This window comes from Clostridium sp. DSM 17811, from assembly GCF_018861905.1.
Classification (GTDB): domain Bacteria; phylum Bacillota; class Clostridia; order Clostridiales; family Clostridiaceae; genus Clostridium_AD; species Clostridium_AD frigoriphilum.
Window position 1 is genome coordinate 337,428 of the sequence record NZ_JAHLDU010000001.1, and the last position, 17,939, is coordinate 355,366.

Genomic DNA, 17,939 nt, shown 5'->3' on the forward strand with positions numbered 1-17,939 from the left:
CCTCCCTACATAAACTGTAGAAACGGACCATTTTAATTATATCTTCCTTAAACTAAAACTACTTAATCAATTTATTTTCTCTAAGGAAGTCTTCTGCAACCTTTGCTGGAGGCACCGCTTGTTTGTCAACCTTATAATTTAATTCTATCATTTTTTCCTCAGTAATTTTTCCGCCTAATTTGTTAATTAAAGGCTTAAGTTGTGGATATTTCTGAAGGGTTTTACTGTTGACTATCGGTACACAATCATAATTTGGGAAGAATTGTTTGTCATCTTTTAAAACCTTAAGTTTATATGACTTTAATAATCCTTCTGTCGTAAAAGCATCTATAACATCTACTTTTTTATTCCCTATAGCTGTATACCTTAGTCCCCCATCAATTGAATTAAATTCTTTAAATTTAAAATTATATACTTTACTTATTCCTGAATACCCATCTGCTCTATTACAAAATTCTAATGTAGCACCTAGTTTAAGCTTATCTCCCACCTTTGCAAGGTCTGAAATAGTCTCTAGATTATATTTCTTTGCTGTGTCTTGTCTTACTGACAATGTATAAGTATCGTTAAATCCAAAAGGTTTGAGCCAGATTATACCATAGTTATTAAGATAATAATCACTTACCACTTTATATGCTTTAGCTGGATCATTAATTGGTGCTCTCTTCATAATACCAACCAAACTCATTCCAGTATACTCAGGATACATATCTATTTTACCAGTTTTTAATGCTGTATATGCCAGCCCCGAACCGCCTAAATTCAACTTTTTTTCTACTTTAATTTTTGTATTTTTTTCTATTAACGTTGCTAACATATTACCTAATATAATTTGTTCTGAACTGTTGTAACACCCCACCACAATTGTGTCGGTTTTTCTTGTGGCCATAAATATACCACTACCTACTAACACGACTACTAAGCAACTAGCTATGATTTTTTGTGTTTTGTTAAATTTATATCTTTTTTTCCTAGACAGTTTAATTGTACCATCTGCTTTTCTAATTCCTGGAGGTGTAACCCCTTCTTCGATTTTAGCTACAACAGCGTCCATTAATAGTGCAAGTAAACATGCAGGAATCGCTCCGGCTAGAATCATATTGTTATCTACAGTTTGCACACCTGAGAATACCATATATCCAAGTCCACCTGCACCTACAAATGCTGCAATTGTCATAAGCCCAACAGCTGTAACTGCTGATATTCTTATTCCTGTCATAATTATAGGAAACGCAAGTGGTAATTGAACTAGCTTAAGTATTTGCTTACTCGTCATTCCCATACCCTTAGATGACTCAATTACATCTGGATTTATATTCATAAGTCCGGTATATGTGTTTTTTATAATAGGAAGTAATGAATATAAAAACACCATTAGTATCGCCGGTGCACTGCCTATTCCCATTACTGGTATTAGAAATCCGAGTAATGCTAAACTAGGTACCGCTTGTATTAAATTAGCAAGACCTATAACTGGCCCCGCTAACTTCTTAACTCTAGATATTAATATACCTAAAGGAATTCCAATAATTATTGCTATAAGCACAGCAAATACTGTTAATTCTATATGCTGAAGTGTTAAATCTATTATCTGCCCATGTGTTTGAAATACAAAATCTTTAAAACCAACTATTGAACGTATTATTCCCATTACTCCTCATCCTCCTGGTTAATATACTGATTGCTTAAAACAATTAACAAACTACTCTCAGTAATTAGCCCAACTAACTTTGAACCATCATCTACAACTGGCACATATCCGATTTTAAGTTCATTCATTAGATTTAATATATCTACTAAAGAGTCCTCTAGATTAACAGTTTTAATTTCTGTGCCCATAATAGTATTTACCTTTAGAGAACCTGTGTAATTCCTTATAATATCTTTTATTGTAACAATTCCTTCTAGCTTATCTTCTTTATTAATAATTAACAAACTGTCTACTTTGTTTGCCTTCATAATTTCTAAAGCTTGTACTACTGTCCTGCTTCCACTAGTTGTTATTGGCTCCGTAATCATAATATCCTTGGCTTTTATAAACCCCGGTTGCTGCCATATTCTATTTTTCCCTATAAATTCTTTAACAAAATCATTAGCAGGATTATTTAGAATTTCTTCTGGAGTATCATACTGAACAATGTTTCCGTCCTTCATAATACAAATTCTATCGCCAAGCTTAAGTGCTTCATCCATATCATGAGTTACAAAAACTATTGTTTTTTTAGACTCTTGTTGAAGATTAAACAATTCATCTTGAAGCTGATTTCTGGTAATTGGGTCTAATGCGCTAAAAGGCTCATCCATAAGAATTACATCCGGATTTGTTGCCCAAGCTCTTGCAACTCCGATTCTTTGTTGTTGACCTCCACTTAACTCACATGGATATCTGTTTATATACTCTTCTGGCTTCATTCCCACCATTTCTAAGAGTTCATTTGTCCTTGCAAGTATCTTTTCTTCTGGCCATTTCTCAAGCATTGGTATTATTCCAATATTCTCCCCTACAGTCATATGTGGCAAAAGTCCTGTTTGCTGTATAACATATCCCATATTCCGTCTAAGCTTAATGGTATCCTCCTTAAATATATTTTTACCATCTAAGTTTATACTTCCTGATGTCGGTAAAATTAATTTATTAATCATTTTTAAGGTTGTGGTTTTACCGCAACCACTTTGTCCTACTATAACTACAAATTCTCCCTTATTTACAGTAAAATTAATGTCGTTAATTACGGTTTTATTCTTAAAAACCTTCCTTAAATTCCTAAACTCTAACATATAACCTCTCCTCAATATAATAATGCATCGTTAGCTAATTTACACCAATTAGAACTAACAACTTATATGATATCATAGGCGTGTCTGTTTGGAAAACTCCATAAACTGTGAATAGATGTGGCAGTTCTATCAATATTAGGGTACAGTCGATATATACATAAAAACGGTTCATATGCTACGTATTAGTGCGTTTATTGGCTATATGGCGTTTTCATAGTCAATTTGTGTTTTTGAAAACCTTCTTTCATTTTAAAAAACATTATAGAATTAATATTGCATGAAAGGAATAATATATTATTAATGTTTAATTTATCTTAATATTGAAATAAATATATTTCAGGAGATGATTTGTTTGAATCCAACTATTATTTTATTGTTGATTCTTGCCGCTGCCATATTCGGCAAAGCAAATTCGGTTGCCATTGCAACATGTTTTTTACTTATGGCAAAACTTTTAGGATTAGACAAATATGTGTATCCACCTCTTCAAAAGAGCGGAATGACATGTGGATTAATACTTCTTATAGCTGCCATTATGATACCTATAGCTAACGGTACCATTACATCCGTAAATATAAAAAGTGTATTTACATCCTGGATAGGCATAACAGCTTTAGTTCTTTCTTTTTTAACAACATATTTAAGCGGACAAGGTTTAAACTATCTTACTGTTCAGGGTCATAGCGATATAATGCCTGCCATGATAGTCGGAGCAGTCGCAGCTGCATCATTTTTAGGTGGAGTACCTGTAGGACCACTTATTACATCTGGAATGCTGGCAGTATTTGTGAAAGTTATTCATAAATGAATAAAAAGTAATACGCGCATTTATTTAAATACGCGTATTACTTTTTATCACTACATTCTCGCAACTTCTCTATAGTTTTTTCAATTACATCTTCCATAGTCATGTGGGAAGTATCAATAACTAAATCATAGTTACTATCATTATCTATATCAATGTTATACATTTCATTAAACCTTGTTACCTCGAGTCTTCTTCTTCCAATTATCCTCGCTTTAGCCTCTTGCCTAGAAGTATAATCCTCAGACTTCCCTCTCTTACTTTTCATAGCCCGTTCTACTGCAATATCTATACCTACTTTGAAATAAATCTTAAAGGAGTTTGGTATGAAATGCCATGCAAGTCTGGCATCAAAAATAAAGTTATCACTTTCTCTCCCAATTTGCATAGTTCTATTGTCAACCTCATGATCTAAATTGTTGCAAAACATATAATCATTGTATTCCATAATAGACATACCTTTTTCTACCGCAAGCTTTCTTTGTAATTCACCCACACTAAAATAGGTATAATCCATTACCTCACATACACCCTTAGCTACACTGCTCTTTCCCGAATATAAGTCCCCAGTTATAGTTATTTTCAATTTAACTTCATCTCCTATACTTAAGAAATATTAAGACAAATAATTTATTTTCTTAAATTCTAATACTTTTTGTCACCAGCGGAAATAGCCCTATCTCCTCCTTGTTCTCATTCTTATATATTACCACAATTACTATATTTTAAAGTCCAAATAAAAAAATTCACTTTATTTTACAATATTATACTAATATAGAAAATTGCGGACTGAGCCTTTAATATGGTATTATGTATTTAATAAAGTAATCATCTAGGAGGTTATTATGGAAAGACAAAAATCATCTTACGCAAATCGAAAGAAACATTATGAAGATTTATTAAAAAAACAAACCCAAACCATAAGTTTTATAAGCTTATTGAGATTAATAATCTTTGTAGCCGGACTAGGTTTTTCAATTTTCTTCTATATGCGAGCTACTTATTACTTAAGTGTTTTTGTATTAATTACAACACTTATCACATTCATAACACTTGCAATAAAACATAAAAAAATAAAGTATAATAAAATTCGCTGTACTATTTTATGTGAAATTAATGAAAATTGCCTAAAACGTCTCGATAATAATTGGAAGGGTTTTTCTGATAGTGGTCAGGACTTCGTCGATGAAACTCACAGCTACTCAAGAGACCTAGATATATTTGGTGATAACTCCATCTTTCAATGGATAAACACCTGCATAACTTACCTAGGACGTCAAAAACTTAAGGAAACGCTCCAAAAACCTAAGTATAATATCGAAGAGATATACAAAAGGCAGCAAGCCGTAAAAGAGCTCGCTAAAAATATTGGATGGACACAAAGATTCGAAACAGAAGCAATACTTAGTGAAAATAAGAATCATGACCCAGACGAGTTATTTAAGTGGGCAGAGGATAAAAATGAATTTTTCCTAAAACCAATAGTCATTGCTGTAATAAGAATATTGCCGATAATAACTTTATCTCTTCTAGTAGCCTCTTTTATTTTATCATTAATATCATATAGAATATTTATGTTAGCAATAGTCCTCCAGATAATACTTCTTTTAGTTGGATATAAAGAAGTAAGTAGGAATTTGGACACTGTGTATCAATATAAAGATTCTATTCTTATATATAATAGGTTACTTAAGCACATAGAAACGAAGAAGTTTAACTCAGAGTACTTAATAAAATTAAGAGAAAAGCTTATAAATAAAGATGGAATGAAAGCTTCCACTCAGATTAAAAAGTTGGCAAATCTAGTAACCGTAATATCTGACAGAAAAAATATTTACTATTTTCCTATAAATATACTTACTCTATGGGATTATCAGTGTTTAATTAATCTACAACGCTTTAAAAAAGCTAGTGCATCCTCTTTAAAAACATGGCTTGAAGTTATAGGTGAAATGGAGGCTTTAAATAGTTTATCAACCATAGCCTTTGAACACAGTGATTGGGCTATGCCAAAATTCCAAGATAGTCCACCTATATTCGACGCTAAAAAACTCGGTCATCCATTACTTGGAGATAAGAGAATATACAATGATATTCATATAGACAAGTCACAGAACATTATTTTAATAACAGGTTCCAACATGTCAGGTAAAAGCACACTACTTCGTACAACAGGCATTAATTTGGTTTTAGCATATTCCGGTGCTCCCGTATGCTGTGAAAGTTTTACCTGCTCTATAATGGATATTTATACTTGCATGAGGACAAGTGATAATTTAGAAAAAAATATTTCCTCCTTCTATGCAGAACTTTTAAGAATAAAAAAACTTGTAACTGCAACAGAAGATAATACCCCCATTTTTTTCTTATTGGATGAAATTTTTAAAGGAACTAACTCTATTGATAGACATACTGGTGCTAAAGTTTTAGTTTCAAAACTAAGTAATGAAAATGCTTTAGGTTTTGTATCTACCCATGACCTAGAACTTGGTGACATAGAAAAGACAAATAGAAAAGTTAGGAATTATCACCTTCGTGAATATTATAAAGATGACAAACTATACTTTGACTATAAATTACGAACCGGTGTTTCTACCACTAGAAATGCATTATACTTAATGAAAATGGCAGGACTTGAAATTCCTAGCGATATCGACCTTCCTAAATAAACTCAACTTTTTTTAATATTTATTATTCTTTTTAAAAAAACTATCAAAATGCATGTAGTATATTTTGATAGTTTTTTTTATTTTTTATAATCCGAAAGATTTTTTCAATTGTGTTATACTACCTCCATCAATATTGCAAAGTATTGCATTCTTGATGTTACTCTTACTATGGGAATCAAGCTTGTTATAAGTAGATTTAATACTAGCTTGATTTGCCTTAAAATCATAGGAAGGATTAGTTTCAAGTTTGCCCACAGTTGAAATCATTATTGATATCACCTGTTTCTCTTTTTGTGACTCAACTAAAGAATATGCGTTCTTTAGCTTTCCATGCACTTTTATTAATAAAAGGCGCTTATTTGCAGCTTGCACTAGAACATCTTTAGTGTTTTTTTCTTTTTCTTGAGTAACATATTTAGACTTTTCAACCTCCTCTCTTATAATTTCTAATTCTTTCTTTTTATCAATACCCGAAGTTTTATCTTCTGCTTTTTTACTCTCATCTATATCCTTTTGAGTTATCTTAAGAACACCACCTTTTACCAGGGTATTCTTATTTTTATTTAAACCCTCTGTTGAATTGATTTTCCTAAGATTTACTTTACTATTAGTTGATATTATAGATAAAAAGACGACAAATACTCCTAATAAAATAATCAAAAACAATGATAATATTTTTTTCTTTCTTTGATTATATTTTTTTATTCTTTTGTTTTTCGTCATATTTCCCCTTTTTCTGCTTAATATCAATATGTTATCATATTTATAATCATTTTACACTTTGCTACAGATTGTTAACAAAAAATTTATCCATGTTTTAGTGTAACTTTTTAAATAATAAAATTACCACAAGCATTTTTGATTAACAATTTAACCATGTATATATTTTAGCAATTTACCTATGTTTCAATAGGTTTTTAATATTATTTTAGAGCAAAATAGTAACATAGTAATAGAGAGAAAGGAGAAATGTAATCTTATGAAAATTAATTCAAAGTTAAAAAATTTTATTATACTAATTTCCATAATCGCTCTTTTTAAAGGTTACTTTTTATCCGATTTTGCCAGCAAAACCAAAGACTATAAAGATAAATATGGTGTTTATCTAGTCTTAGCTGAATGATTCAATAAAATACAAAAAAATTAAAAAAATTGTATATACTAACCTAAGGATATAATTGTCCTTAAGGGAAGTTTATACAATTTTTTTAAAATATTTAATTTATTTTTTATTTATTACCTTTAAATCCTTGTTTTTCAAGTGATTCTTTCACTTTTGGATAATAAAAATATTTATATGTTCCTGATATATCTTGGCTCCATGAATTGCTAAGTCTACCATTCGTTACTTTTATCATATGATCTTTAACTACTTTATCATATTTTTTAATTTTTGATTTTAACTCTAAAGAATCTTTATTATAAACTTCTTTATTATAAATCACATCTTTAGGAAATCTTGGTTTAACTTCTGACTTATCAGCTGGATGACCAATAACAAGTCCTACCATAGGATATACAAGTTCAGGTAATTCTAAAAGTTCAGCTACTGCTTCCGCCTCTTTTCTGATACCTCCTATTGGTACAATTCCAAGACCTAATGACTCTGCTGCAGCTATAGCATTACTAAGTGCCAATCCTACATCTACTGCACCTACTAATTTTGCTTCTTCACTTTCAGTAATTACAAACTCTTCACCATTAATTTCAGCCGCAAGCTTAGCTCTATAAAAATCTGCGCAAAATACTAAGAAAACAGGTGCTTTACCTACATAAACTTGATTTCCCACAAGTTTTGATAACTTATTTTTCTTCTCAATATTCTGCACACTAATTATAGTAACTTGTTGCCCATTTATAGAAGAAGGAGCAGCTTGACTAGCTCTTATTATTAGGTCTAAATCTTCCTCACTTACAGCATCAGATTTATAATCCCTAACTGATCTATGATCATTTAATAATTTAATTACTTCATTCATATTCTCGTCTCCAGTCATTTATTATTTGTTAATAATTCTTATTATTTACATAATACTCTCTATCTTTTTCTTTGTCAATATGTTCAAATTTACTCTGGTTTTTAATGTCGTAATTTTATTATAATTATTCCAAAGTTTAATAAGAACTCCTATTAAAAATTATTTCTTAACCCCATATACACTTGAGGTAATGCCCATTACAACAATAATAGAACCTATTATATTAAAATAAAAGGTCTCATTAGACGAAAACCCACCCCCACCAAATGCTATAATTGCTACTCCAACAATAGTAACTTCTATGCCTATTAACATTATTTGTATTGAAGTCTTATTTTTTGTATATTTATCTAAAATAACTATAGTAATAAGTACTGGAACAATAAAAATAACGATTAAAAATAAAGCTCCCATAAAAACTCCCCTCATTCTAGATTAGAATCCAAGTTTTTCATCTATTAATACGATTTCCATATCGGTGTTATTCATCTTTTTATAATAAATTAAAAGACCATTACAAATGCGATCTGGACTGGAACAATTGTAACAGCGATCTCCTTTTACTGCACATGGCGTTTTTAATCCTAATCGCTTAGCATTACCAGGTGCAGCAATGTTACGAGCACGCCATATAGAAGCTTCAAGCGTAGGTTCGATTTTATTTGTGCTGACAACAAAATATACCTTCTTATGACCGAACAATGAACCAGCTACACGATTACCTGTGCCATCAATGTTTACCATCTCTCCCGTTTCTGACAGCGCATTCACTGAAGTAAAAAAAATATCTGTAGTCAAACACTTTATGGCAGTATCACGGAATGTTGCCTCTGCTCCACAATGCTTAGGATCAACAACCTTGTTATGTAAAGAAAGCCTATCAAACAGGTTCATATGAAACATAGTTTCAGAATCGCCAAAGCCTATATATTCGTCATTAAATTTACTTTCTAAATAATGTGCTGCATCTTCGGATGTTTTAAAGAAACTAACCTCATAATTATTTTTTTCAAGTGCTAAAATGGTTTTTTCAATATTCATGATTTTACTATACCTCCAATGTTTTTTTAATTATATCTGTTTATATAAATGCTTTAACAATAGTATTTTCTTTTTATAATCATAATCATCTTCATCCTTTAAAATAATATTCTTTTGAGATAAATTAAATATAACTTTAACACTTTCGATTAAATCATCTTTTGTACACCTCCCTAGTATGAATTTTTTCCGGAAGTGACTTGAAAGGAGAGATGCAGAAGCAATTGAATTTCCATTTAGGAATTCTTGTTTTGCCAATATTAAATTCTCGTAAGCCTGACAGGAGGTCAGGCTAGCGAACCCGAGACAGGACGTCGAGTGTGAGCACGTAACAATTGAGAATTGTTACGCCCCCCAGAGAACTACCCAGAGGTTGAGAATTTAATATTAAGCAAAACATTAGAATTCCTTAATGCAATTTCATGTTTCAAACTCTCCTTTCAAGTCACACAGGATAAATTGCATTAACTAGGTGACACTAATTTTAATCCTACAATTCCTATTATTATAAATCCAATACAACCTAACCTCATTGCATTTACGGGTTCTTTGAATAATACTATTCCTAAAATCACAGTACCAACTGTACCAATTCCTGTCCAAATTGCATATGCAGTTCCTATTGGAAGGCTTTTCAATGATAAAGACAGAAAATAGAAACTTGCTATCATTCCCAATATCGTAAATACGCTCGGTACAAGCTTTGTGAATCCTTGTGAATATTTAAGTCCTATAGCCCAACCCATTTCAAAAAATCCTGCTATAACTAAAGACACCCATTGCATAATTTTCACTCTCCTCTTCTAATATAAAATTTTTAATATTTATTAGTACTTAATAAATTTGCCCTTAACAATAACAAAAAATAAAAGCCAAAGACGATATTGTAGAATATCTCCCAGGCTTTTATCCTTCCGTGAACACAATTAAACTGTGCGTTTTATCTTGGACCAGTCCAGTTATAAACCTAAAACTGCGGAACCCTATAAAACTTTTATTTATATGAGTTTTACAAACTCTTTTTTACCAATTATGTTTTCATTAATTACTTATTATAAAGCAAGGCGACAGCCTAACACCTAAAAGAATTTAGACTAGGATTAAATGGTTTTTTAACACTATCCCTCTAGACCCATCCTAGTATAAATTTTCTCTGGAAGTGACTTGAAATAAGAAGTGCAGAAACAATTGAAATCTTATTTAGAAATTCTTGTTTTGCCAATATTAAATTCTCGTAAGCCTGACAGGAAGTCAGGCTAGCGAACCCGAGACAGGACGTCGAGCGTGAGCACGTAACAATTGAGAATTGTTACGCCCCCCAGAGAACTACCCAGAGGTTGAGAATATAATATTGAACAAAACATTAGAATTCCTTAATGCGATTTCATGTTTTAAACTCTTATTTCGAGACACATAAGATAAATTTCATAAGGATACCCTCTTATTTAGTGTATCCTTGTGGATGACCTTTATGCCAATTCCATGCAGTTTCTATAATAGTTTCAAGAGAAGCATATTTAGGTTCCCATCCGAGAACTTTTTTAGCCTTATCACTAGAAGCTATAAGTACTGCTGGATCTCCTGCACGTCTAGGTGCCATTTCAGCCTTTATATCAATTCCAGTAACTTTTCTTGTTGCTTCAATAACCTCTGCAACAGAAAATCCTTTTCCATTTCCAAGATTACAAGTTATACTGTCCTCTCCTCGTCTAAGCCTTTTCACTGCAAGTAAATGAGCACTAGCAAGGTCAGTTACATGAACATAATCTCTAACACAAGTACCATCCTCTGTTTTGTAATCATCGCCAAATATCATTATCTTTTCTCTTTGTCCAAGTGCTACCTGAAGAATAATAGGTATCAAATGGGATTCTGGTCTATGATCTTCTCCTATTTTTGAGCTTATGTGTGCACCTGCTGCATTAAAATATCTTAAAGCAGTATATTTTATGCCATAAGCATTATCACACCATTTTAATATTTTCTCAACGCATAACTTTGACTCTCCATAAGGATTAGTAGGAAAAGTCTTATCATCTTCAAGTATAGGAATATTATCTGGCTCACCGTAAGTCGCTGCAGTCGATGAGAACACTATATATTTAACATTATGATCTCTCATAGCCTTTAATAAATTTACTGTAGAACCAATATTGTTTTCAAAATATTTTAAAGGTTCTACAACACTCTCACCTACTAATGAATCTGCTGCAAAATCTATAACTGCATCTATAGTATTCTCCGTAAAAACTTTGTTAAGTATAACATCATCTCTTAAATCTCCACAATATAGCTTTCCACCTATTAATGCATCATGATGTCCCTTTTGGAAGTTATCTAAAACAACTACCTCTTCACCTTTTTCTAAAAGTTCTGCCACCATATGACTTCCAATATAACCTGCTCCACCACATACCAAAATTGCCATTAACTAAATTCTCCTCTCATAAAGCTTTTTATTTAATCTATAATCATTTTAACACATTTTTTCCATTAGTCATAAATTTGTTATTCGGTTACATTATTTCTATACGGTTGACACTACAGCACCTCGTGGAATATAATAAATTATCTTAATTACTTAAGCTTTTTAGTACTGTGCTAAAAAGCTATTTTTATTGAAGGAGGTAAACATGTCACATAAACTAAACGAAATAGAACTAACTGAATTTTTATTAACTGAATCCATAGATGAAGTAAACAAACTTATTCAGTTTATTCATCCTGCTGATATTTTAATAGCTATCAGGCAATACGAAGGAATTAAATTAGATTTATTTAAAAAACTATCTCCAAATATCATTGCAGATATTATTGATGACGCAGATGATGATGAAAAATATGCCCTCCTATCAATTCATGAGGATATCATGCAAAAGAAAATTATACATGAAATGTCCTCAGATGAATTGGTTGATTTATTAGAAGCAGTAACAGAAGATGAAGCTAAAAACATAATGATAAAGCTAGATAAAGAAGATGTTGCTGAAGTAACGGAATTGTTAACCTACCCTCCAGATAGTGCTGGTGGAATTATGGCCACTGAATTTGTAAGTATAAAAGAAAATATGACTATCGGCGAGACTCTTAGTTACCTTCAAAAGGAAGCACCTGATGTAGATAATGCCTATTATATATATGTAGTTGATGGAAATGCTTTTTTAAAGGGAGTTATATCCCTTCGTGAGATTGTAATTAACAGCTTTAATGTAAAAATATCCGATATTATGAATGATAACGCCATGAGTATACCAGTTGATATGGATAAAGAAGAGGTTGGCCACATATTCGAGAAATATGGTTATCTAACTATGCCCGTAGTAAATGAATCTATGCAGATTTTAGGAATAGTAACTTCAGATGATGTAATGGAGATTCTTAGTGATGAACATACTGAGGATTTATATCGTCTTGCAGGTATAAAAGAAGATGAAAAGGTCACTGGCTCACTTAAGTCTGCCGTCAGAAGTAGACTACCCTGGTTATTTGTAAATTTATTAACTGCAATCCTTGCAGCCGCAACTGTTAGCCTTTTTGAAGGAACAATACAAAAGGTCGTAGCCTTAGCCACCTTCATGCCAATAGTTGCAGGTATGGGAGGTAACGCAGGCACCCAAACTCTAACTATAATTATTCGTAGCATAGCACTTGGAGAAGTCACCGCCAAAAATTCTTTAAAAATATTATTGAAGGAATTTGGCGTAGGCCTATTTACAGGAATCGCCATGGGCATTGCTGTAGCAATTTTAGGTTACCTATGGGAAAAGAATATTGTTTTTGGAGTAGTTATTGGTCTTTCTATGGTACTAAACATGGTAGCTGCAACCATATCAGGTTTTACAGTCCCAGTTATTCTTAGGAAACTCAATATTGATCCAGCACTTGCCTCTGCTGTATTTGTTACCACAGTAACAGACGTTTTAGGATTCTTTTTCTTCCTAGGACTTGCAACACTATTTTTACCTTACTTAATATAAAAAAAGCATATAAAATAACGTTTAATATTAACATCAAAAACGATTATGTTTACATAGTCGTTTTTTATTGTTCCTCTTATGGGATATGCTGTATATTAGTATTACATATTATATAATACATTCATTAAAAATGAATAAATGAACTATTTTTAATGACGTACGTTTAATTTATATAGGTGGTGAGGTATTGGATAATATAAACTTAATTGAAAAGGCTAAATCCGGTAATATAAGTGCTTTAAATACTTTACTTAGTGCGAATTATCCAATATTACAGGGCTACGTTATAAAAATGACTGGAAATATCGATATAGCTCAAGATATCGTCCAAGAAACTATGTTAAAAGCAGTTATACATATTAAAAAATTTATCCCTAATGCCAAATTTTCTACCTGGCTAATTACTATAGCTACTAATTTATATAGAGATTTACTTAGAAAGACCAAAAATTTAGAATTAATTTCTGAGACTATTGAAACAAATGAAATTAGCCCTGAAAGATCTGTAATTTTTAATATTGAATATAATGCAGTTAAGGAAATATTATTGAAACTACCTTATGAAAAAAGAGCAGTTTTTATATTAAAGCATTATTATGGTTACAAATACGAAGAAATTGCAGTAATTTTAAAATGCCCTATAGGAACTGTTCGTTCAAGACTTCACAATTGCATAAAATATATTATTTTAGAGCTAGATAGAAAGGGGATAATGTAAATGAAAAACTCAGAAAATATGTATAAAAAAGTAATAGATAAATATTATAATGAGCTACCAGATAAAGTTGAAAAAAATATGTCAACTGAAGAAATAATTTTATCTGACAAATTAAACTTAGCTTTAAATAAAATGGATATTTTAAAACCAGATATTTTAAATTGTAATATAAATATACTTGAAATTATTAAAAAAGGAGAACTAATAAAACAAAATAGAAAAAACTCTTTAGAATTTATCTTTTTTATATCATTGTCATCATTAATTATTTCATCTTTAATTCTAATAACATTTTATTTTGGTGATAATTTTTTTGTATACTATGAATTATTAACCTTTATTTTCATGCCTATTGTAATAATTCCATTAGCTAAACTATTACAAGCTGGAGGTAATTAATATGCATCCTAAATTAGATACGAAATCATTAATTATTCTTTTGATTTGCATATCACCATTTTTATTATTTCAAGCGGCCTGGATTTTTAAAGACGCAAAAAAGCGAGGAGAAAAATTCTATTGGATTTGGGGATTTGTAGGTCTAATAAATATACCAGAATCATTAATTCTATATCTAATAGTTACTAGAATAATATTCAACAAAAATAAAAAGAAAAAAGGATAATAAAATAGTGAACTTTTTATATTCCCAATCGTTAAATAATTGTAGTGTACAATATATTTTATATTTTATGAGGAGGTTCACAAAATGGGGAATTTAACAACAATAGAACTTATAAAAACCCTTCTTCCACTTATCATCATCCAATTGGGCCTTATGGTTTTTTGTTTATTGAAACTTTCTAAAGATAATGTTAAACACTTTCCAAAATGGGTTTGGGCTTTGATAATTATTTTTGGTGAATTACTAGGTCCAATTGCTTATTTACTTTTAGGTAGAGAAAGGAGTTAATTATGCTAAAAGTTACAAATCTAACAAAAAGCTATAAAGAGTTTGAGGTTTTAAAGGGAATAAGTTTCGAAATCAAAAGAGGAAAAATCCATGGTTTTCTTGGACAAAATGGATCAGGTAAGACAAGCACTATGAATATTCTTACTGGATTAATTGGGTATAATAGCGGTGACATAATGTATAATGGTAAAGATTTCAACAAAAACAAAAGAAAAATTTTAAAAAATGTGGGCTACCTCCCACAAAATCCTGTGTTTTATGACTACATGACTGGTTATGAGTATTTAGTTTTTATAGGAGGGCTCAGTAATATGAGTATCACAACGATTAAGAAGAGGTCTAATGAGATTTTAGAAATTGTAGGCCTAAAGGATGCTGGGGATAGAAAACTTAGTGGGTTTTCTGGTGGAATGAAGCAACGTTTTGGTCTTTGTGTTTCTCTATTTAACAAACCAGAATTATTATTTCTTGATGAACCTACATCAGCTTTAGATCCAGAGGGGCGTATGGAAATTCTTGAATTTATTAATAGTTTGAAAAATGAAGGCATAAGTGTTTTTTTATCAACTCATATTTTAAATGACGTAGAAAGGGTATGCGATGAGGTAAGTATATTAAAAGACGGGAAAATAGCAGTGTCTGCAGGTCTTGAAGAATTAAAAAATGATTACATTCAACCAATTTATGATCTTGAATTCGAAGATGACTGTTCAAATTTCAAAGAAAAACTTTCTAAATTAAATTGGGTGGAAAACATACAACGTAATAAAAACAAACTTAATATTTATGTTAGGGATATAAATTTAGCAAGAAGTAAACTGTTGCAACTCCTAGCCACAGAGCCTAATCACTTGATGTCATTTAATTTAAGAAAAAGTAATCTTGAAGAAATTTTTTTAAAGTTGGTGAATAAAGATGGCCACATTTAAAGCATATTTTAAAAAAGAGATTCTGGAATCAAAGACGCACTATAAATATATAATCTTAGCTGTCAGTTTTCTGTTTTTTGCAATTTCAGACCCAATTATGGTCAAACTTTTACCTGAAATATTAAAAAGTCAACTAGCAAAAGGTTCCGCAGACATAAGTACTCTGTTACCTCCAATCACTCAATTAACAGGTATGCAAAATTATATAAAGGACTTGTTTCAAATAGTAACTCTTGTAATAATTTTCACCACTTGTGGTAGTTTAAGCGATGAGATTACTACAGGAAAGCTTATATTTCCTTATTCTAAAGGAAGTCTACCAACTGGAATAGTACTTGCTAAATTAATAAATTATACTCTAGCATTATCTATCTTTACATTTTTAGGATTTTCAGTGAATTACTATTACTCTGGACTTTTATTAAAAGGCAATCCAGTTGCATTTTCATCAGTTTTATCATCGGCAACCCTATTATCAATATATTACTTCTTTATAATAACCTTAGTATTATTTTGTAGTAGTATAATCCAAAAAGGAGTAATTACAGGGATTATAGTTTTGGTTGTAAACTATTTTTCTGTAGCAATTACAGGCATAAAAAGCATATCAAAATTTATTCCCTATAATCTAGTTGATGGAGCAACTCAGTTTAAACATATAAATCTTACAACAACCATTACTAGTGTGATTATCTTATCCATAATTCTTATTTTATTAACCATAAGGAGAATGAACAAGGTTAATGTTGTGTAACTTATCTTGGTATTGGAAATGATAATGAAATATTGGGCATTAATATAAACCTCTCGTAAGCCTTCCTAAAAGGAAGCTGTCGAACCGTAACAATGCCGAATTATTATCATCTTTCTCCGGAAGTGCTTGAAATAAGAGGTGCAGAAACAATTGAAATCTCATTTTAGAAATTCTTGTTTTGCGAATGTAAAATTCCCGTGAGACTTCCTGAAAGGAAGGCTAGCGAACCGGCGAATGCCGAATGTGAGCGACATAACAATTAATAATTGTTATGTCCCCCAAAGAACGACCCAGAGGAAGGAAATTTTACGTAAGCAAAACATTAGAATTTCAAAATGAGATTTCACGCTTCAAACTCTTATTTCAAGGCACATAGGAGAAAGATGATATCAACAACTTTTATTTGTAATGATGCCCATGATGTGGCAATACATGTTGTATTTTAACTTCTTGCTCTTTTGTTATAGTCCCATTATCAACAAGTGCCTTCATAGGATTAACCTTAGTACCATCCATTTTTTTCACGTATTCTTGTCTTTCTTTTTGACTCATATTTTGCATTTTCTTATAAATTTCTTTTCTCTGCGTTTGCCTTTCCATCATAATATCTTGAACTTTATTGCTTTGCTCAATTGTTATTACTTTATCATCTACAAGACCCTTTAAGCCATTTTTTAGTTCCACAGTTTTTATTTCTGTCCTTTTAACATACATTTTTTCACGAAGAGCTTCCGATTTATCCTTAGTTAAAATACCTTCTGTTACTAAATCATTAAATAGTCCACCTTTTTTACCATCACATTTTCCTTTTTCGCATCCCTTATGTTTTTTCTCGGACTTTATGCTAACATATTCTAATACCTTATCTCCTTCAGCTTTAGTAATGATGTTTGAGTTCACACTCTCCTTAATTACAATTTGTAATGTAGCTTTCACTTCTGCTCGCTGTGCTTTATCGACTTTTTTGTTACTTGAAGAATGCTTAAATTTTATATTTGTAACAACCTTTTCATTTTCGATGTTGTTATCAGTAGCAAATGCAAGACTTGTTCCGGAAAAAGCTATGCCTGCAGATAACATTCCGCTTAATATTTTTATTCTCAAAGAAGTACTTTTCATTATTAACCCTCCCTACAGTAAATTTATACCCCATTATTATTACTTTATTAAGGTAATTATATTCATTACTATAAGAGCTGTTGTACCCTTTTTTTATGAACTTTATGATAAGGATTAAATATAGTTCTTATTTCTGTATTCTTTTTATAAACCTCTCCTATACCTTATATTAATTATTTATTCTTGAATTTTCTAGGATTTTTGATAAAAAACGCCACTAAAATAATAGATTATAAATCCATTAAATGCTATAATAT

The 17,939-nt window shown here is 30.9% G+C and carries 20 protein-coding genes and 1 riboswitch; of the genes, 9 read left to right on the forward strand and 11 right to left on the reverse strand.

Going from position 1 to position 17,939, the window contains the following annotated elements:
- Positions 1-58: 58 nt before the first annotated feature.
- Both KPL44_RS01580 and KPL44_RS01585 read right to left on the reverse strand, forming a co-directional pair.
- Positions 59-1,651 carry an ABC transporter permease/substrate-binding protein gene (locus KPL44_RS01580; RefSeq protein WP_216103730.1) on the reverse strand — a complete coding sequence of 531 codons (1,593 nt, stop codon included), beginning with the start codon at positions 1,649-1,651 and terminating at the stop codon, positions 59-61.
- Entirely contained in the window at positions 1,651-2,778 is a 1,128-nt protein-coding gene (locus tag KPL44_RS01585; RefSeq protein ID WP_216246778.1) for an ABC transporter ATP-binding protein, read from the reverse strand. The genes KPL44_RS01580 and KPL44_RS01585 overlap by 1 nt, the downstream gene beginning before the upstream one ends.
- Before the next feature lie 352 nt (positions 2,779-3,130).
- Between KPL44_RS01585 and KPL44_RS01590 the strand changes: the two genes are divergently transcribed.
- A complete protein-coding gene (locus KPL44_RS01590; RefSeq protein WP_216246779.1) occupies positions 3,131-3,586 on the forward strand; it encodes a DUF441 domain-containing protein in 456 nt (151 codons plus the stop codon).
- Positions 3,587-3,623: 37 nt separating this feature from the next.
- On the opposite strand, the gene KPL44_RS01595 is transcribed toward KPL44_RS01590, so the two are convergent.
- Positions 3,624-4,169 (reverse strand): cytidylate kinase family protein, encoded by a 546-nt coding sequence (locus KPL44_RS01595; RefSeq protein ID WP_216246782.1) that lies wholly within the window; start codon positions 4,167-4,169, stop codon positions 3,624-3,626.
- 259 nt (positions 4,170-4,428) lie between these two features.
- Between KPL44_RS01595 and KPL44_RS01600 the strand changes: the two genes are divergently transcribed.
- Positions 4,429-6,252 carry a MutS-related protein gene (locus KPL44_RS01600; RefSeq protein WP_216246784.1) on the forward strand — a complete coding sequence of 608 codons (1,824 nt, stop codon included), beginning with the start codon at positions 4,429-4,431 and terminating at the stop codon, positions 6,250-6,252.
- 84 nt (positions 6,253-6,336) lie between these two features.
- Here the strand turns inward: KPL44_RS01600 and KPL44_RS01605 are convergent, their stop codons facing one another.
- The 7 genes from KPL44_RS01605 to galE form a co-directional block, all read right to left on the reverse strand.
- The gene (locus KPL44_RS01605) at positions 6,337-6,975 is read right to left on the reverse strand and encodes a hypothetical protein (RefSeq protein ID WP_216246785.1); all 639 of its coding nucleotides are present in this window, start codon (positions 6,973-6,975) and stop codon (positions 6,337-6,339) included.
- A gap of 506 nt (positions 6,976-7,481) precedes the next feature.
- On the reverse strand, positions 7,482-8,231 hold the full coding sequence (locus KPL44_RS01610) for an NADPH-dependent oxidoreductase (RefSeq protein ID WP_216246787.1): 750 nt from the start codon (positions 8,229-8,231) through the stop codon (positions 7,482-7,484).
- A gap of 159 nt (positions 8,232-8,390) precedes the next feature.
- The gene (locus KPL44_RS01615) at positions 8,391-8,645 is read right to left on the reverse strand and encodes a hypothetical protein (protein ID WP_216246789.1); all 255 of its coding nucleotides are present in this window, start codon (positions 8,643-8,645) and stop codon (positions 8,391-8,393) included.
- Positions 8,646-8,666: 21 nt separating this feature from the next.
- Positions 8,667-9,272 (reverse strand): lactate utilization protein, encoded by a 606-nt coding sequence (locus KPL44_RS01620; RefSeq protein ID WP_216246792.1) that lies wholly within the window; start codon positions 9,270-9,272, stop codon positions 8,667-8,669.
- Between the two features lie 30 nt (positions 9,273-9,302).
- Positions 9,303-9,530: a hypothetical protein gene (locus KPL44_RS01625; protein WP_216246795.1), complete on the reverse strand. Its 228-nt coding sequence runs from the start codon at positions 9,528-9,530 to the stop codon at positions 9,303-9,305.
- 206 nt (positions 9,531-9,736) lie between these two features.
- A complete protein-coding gene (gene sugE, locus KPL44_RS01630; protein WP_216103720.1) occupies positions 9,737-10,057 on the reverse strand; it encodes a quaternary ammonium compound efflux SMR transporter SugE in 321 nt (106 codons plus the stop codon).
- 108 nt (positions 10,058-10,165) lie between these two features.
- Positions 10,166-10,270: riboswitch (guanidine-I (ykkC/yxkD leader) on the reverse strand.
- Between the two features lie 443 nt (positions 10,271-10,713).
- Positions 10,714-11,700 carry a UDP-glucose 4-epimerase GalE gene (gene galE, locus KPL44_RS01635; protein WP_216246796.1) on the reverse strand — a complete coding sequence of 329 codons (987 nt, stop codon included), beginning with the start codon at positions 11,698-11,700 and terminating at the stop codon, positions 10,714-10,716.
- 205 nt (positions 11,701-11,905) lie between these two features.
- On the opposite strand from galE, the gene mgtE reads away from it, so the two are divergent.
- The 7 genes from mgtE (at position 11,906) to KPL44_RS01670 (ending at position 16,563) form a co-directional block, all read left to right on the forward strand.
- Positions 11,906-13,249, forward strand: coding sequence for a magnesium transporter (gene mgtE / locus KPL44_RS01640; protein ID WP_216246798.1), 1,344 nt, complete (start codon positions 11,906-11,908; stop codon positions 13,247-13,249).
- Positions 13,250-13,436: 187 nt separating this feature from the next.
- Entirely contained in the window at positions 13,437-13,967 is a 531-nt protein-coding gene (gene sigY, locus KPL44_RS01645) for an RNA polymerase sigma factor SigY (RefSeq protein WP_216246800.1), read from the forward strand.
- Entirely contained in the window at positions 13,968-14,366 is a 399-nt protein-coding gene (locus KPL44_RS01650; RefSeq protein WP_216246803.1) for a hypothetical protein, read from the forward strand.
- A 1-nt stretch (position 14,367) separates the two neighbouring features.
- A complete protein-coding gene (locus tag KPL44_RS01655) occupies positions 14,368-14,592 on the forward strand; it encodes a sigmaY antisigma factor component (RefSeq protein WP_216246805.1) in 225 nt (74 codons plus the stop codon).
- A gap of 84 nt (positions 14,593-14,676) precedes the next feature.
- Entirely contained in the window at positions 14,677-14,880 is a 204-nt protein-coding gene (locus tag KPL44_RS01660) for a PLD nuclease N-terminal domain-containing protein (protein ID WP_216246807.1), read from the forward strand.
- A 2-nt stretch (positions 14,881-14,882) separates the two neighbouring features.
- Positions 14,883-15,809 (forward strand): ABC transporter ATP-binding protein, encoded by a 927-nt coding sequence (locus tag KPL44_RS01665; protein ID WP_216246809.1) that lies wholly within the window; start codon positions 14,883-14,885, stop codon positions 15,807-15,809.
- Positions 15,796-16,563, forward strand: a complete 768-nt coding sequence (locus KPL44_RS01670; protein WP_216246811.1) for a hypothetical protein — start codon at positions 15,796-15,798, stop codon at positions 16,561-16,563. The genes KPL44_RS01665 and KPL44_RS01670 overlap by 14 nt, the downstream gene beginning before the upstream one ends.
- Before the next feature lie 399 nt (positions 16,564-16,962).
- Here KPL44_RS01670 and KPL44_RS01675 read toward each other — a convergent pair whose 3' ends face one another.
- Entirely contained in the window at positions 16,963-17,682 is a 720-nt protein-coding gene (locus tag KPL44_RS01675; RefSeq protein ID WP_216246813.1) for a hypothetical protein, read from the reverse strand.
- Positions 17,683-17,939 lie beyond the last annotated feature (257 nt).

Coding starts and splice junctions, on each gene's coding strand:
- KPL44_RS01580 (WP_216103730.1), bottom strand. CDS start 1,651: ATGGGAATAATACGTTCAATAGTTGGTTTTAAAGATTTTGTATTTCAA.
- KPL44_RS01585 (WP_216246778.1), bottom strand. CDS start 2,778: ATGTTAGAGTTTAGGAATTTAAGGAAGGTTTTTAAGAATAAAACCGTA.
- KPL44_RS01600 (WP_216246784.1), top strand. CDS start 4,429: ATGGAAAGACAAAAATCATCTTACGCAAATCGAAAGAAACATTATGAA.
- KPL44_RS01605 (WP_216246785.1), bottom strand. CDS start 6,975: ATGACGAAAAACAAAAGAATAAAAAAATATAATCAAAGAAAGAAAAAA.
- KPL44_RS01610 (WP_216246787.1), bottom strand. CDS start 8,231: ATGAATGAAGTAATTAAATTATTAAATGATCATAGATCAGTTAGGGAT.
- KPL44_RS01615 (WP_216246789.1), bottom strand. CDS start 8,645: ATGGGAGCTTTATTTTTAATCGTTATTTTTATTGTTCCAGTACTTATT.
- KPL44_RS01620 (WP_216246792.1), bottom strand. CDS start 9,272: ATGAATATTGAAAAAACCATTTTAGCACTTGAAAAAAATAATTATGAG.
- sugE (WP_216103720.1), bottom strand. CDS start 10,057: ATGCAATGGGTGTCTTTAGTTATAGCAGGATTTTTTGAAATGGGTTGG.
- galE (WP_216246796.1), bottom strand. CDS start 11,700: ATGGCAATTTTGGTATGTGGTGGAGCAGGTTATATTGGAAGTCATATG.
- mgtE (WP_216246798.1), top strand. CDS start 11,906: ATGTCACATAAACTAAACGAAATAGAACTAACTGAATTTTTATTAACT.
- KPL44_RS01650 (WP_216246803.1), top strand. CDS start 13,968: ATGAAAAACTCAGAAAATATGTATAAAAAAGTAATAGATAAATATTAT.
- KPL44_RS01655 (WP_216246805.1), top strand. CDS start 14,368: ATGCATCCTAAATTAGATACGAAATCATTAATTATTCTTTTGATTTGC.
- KPL44_RS01660 (WP_216246807.1), top strand. CDS start 14,677: ATGGGGAATTTAACAACAATAGAACTTATAAAAACCCTTCTTCCACTT.
- KPL44_RS01665 (WP_216246809.1), top strand. CDS start 14,883: ATGCTAAAAGTTACAAATCTAACAAAAAGCTATAAAGAGTTTGAGGTT.
- KPL44_RS01670 (WP_216246811.1), top strand. CDS start 15,796: ATGGCCACATTTAAAGCATATTTTAAAAAAGAGATTCTGGAATCAAAG.
- KPL44_RS01675 (WP_216246813.1), bottom strand. CDS start 17,682: ATGAAAAGTACTTCTTTGAGAATAAAAATATTAAGCGGAATGTTATCT.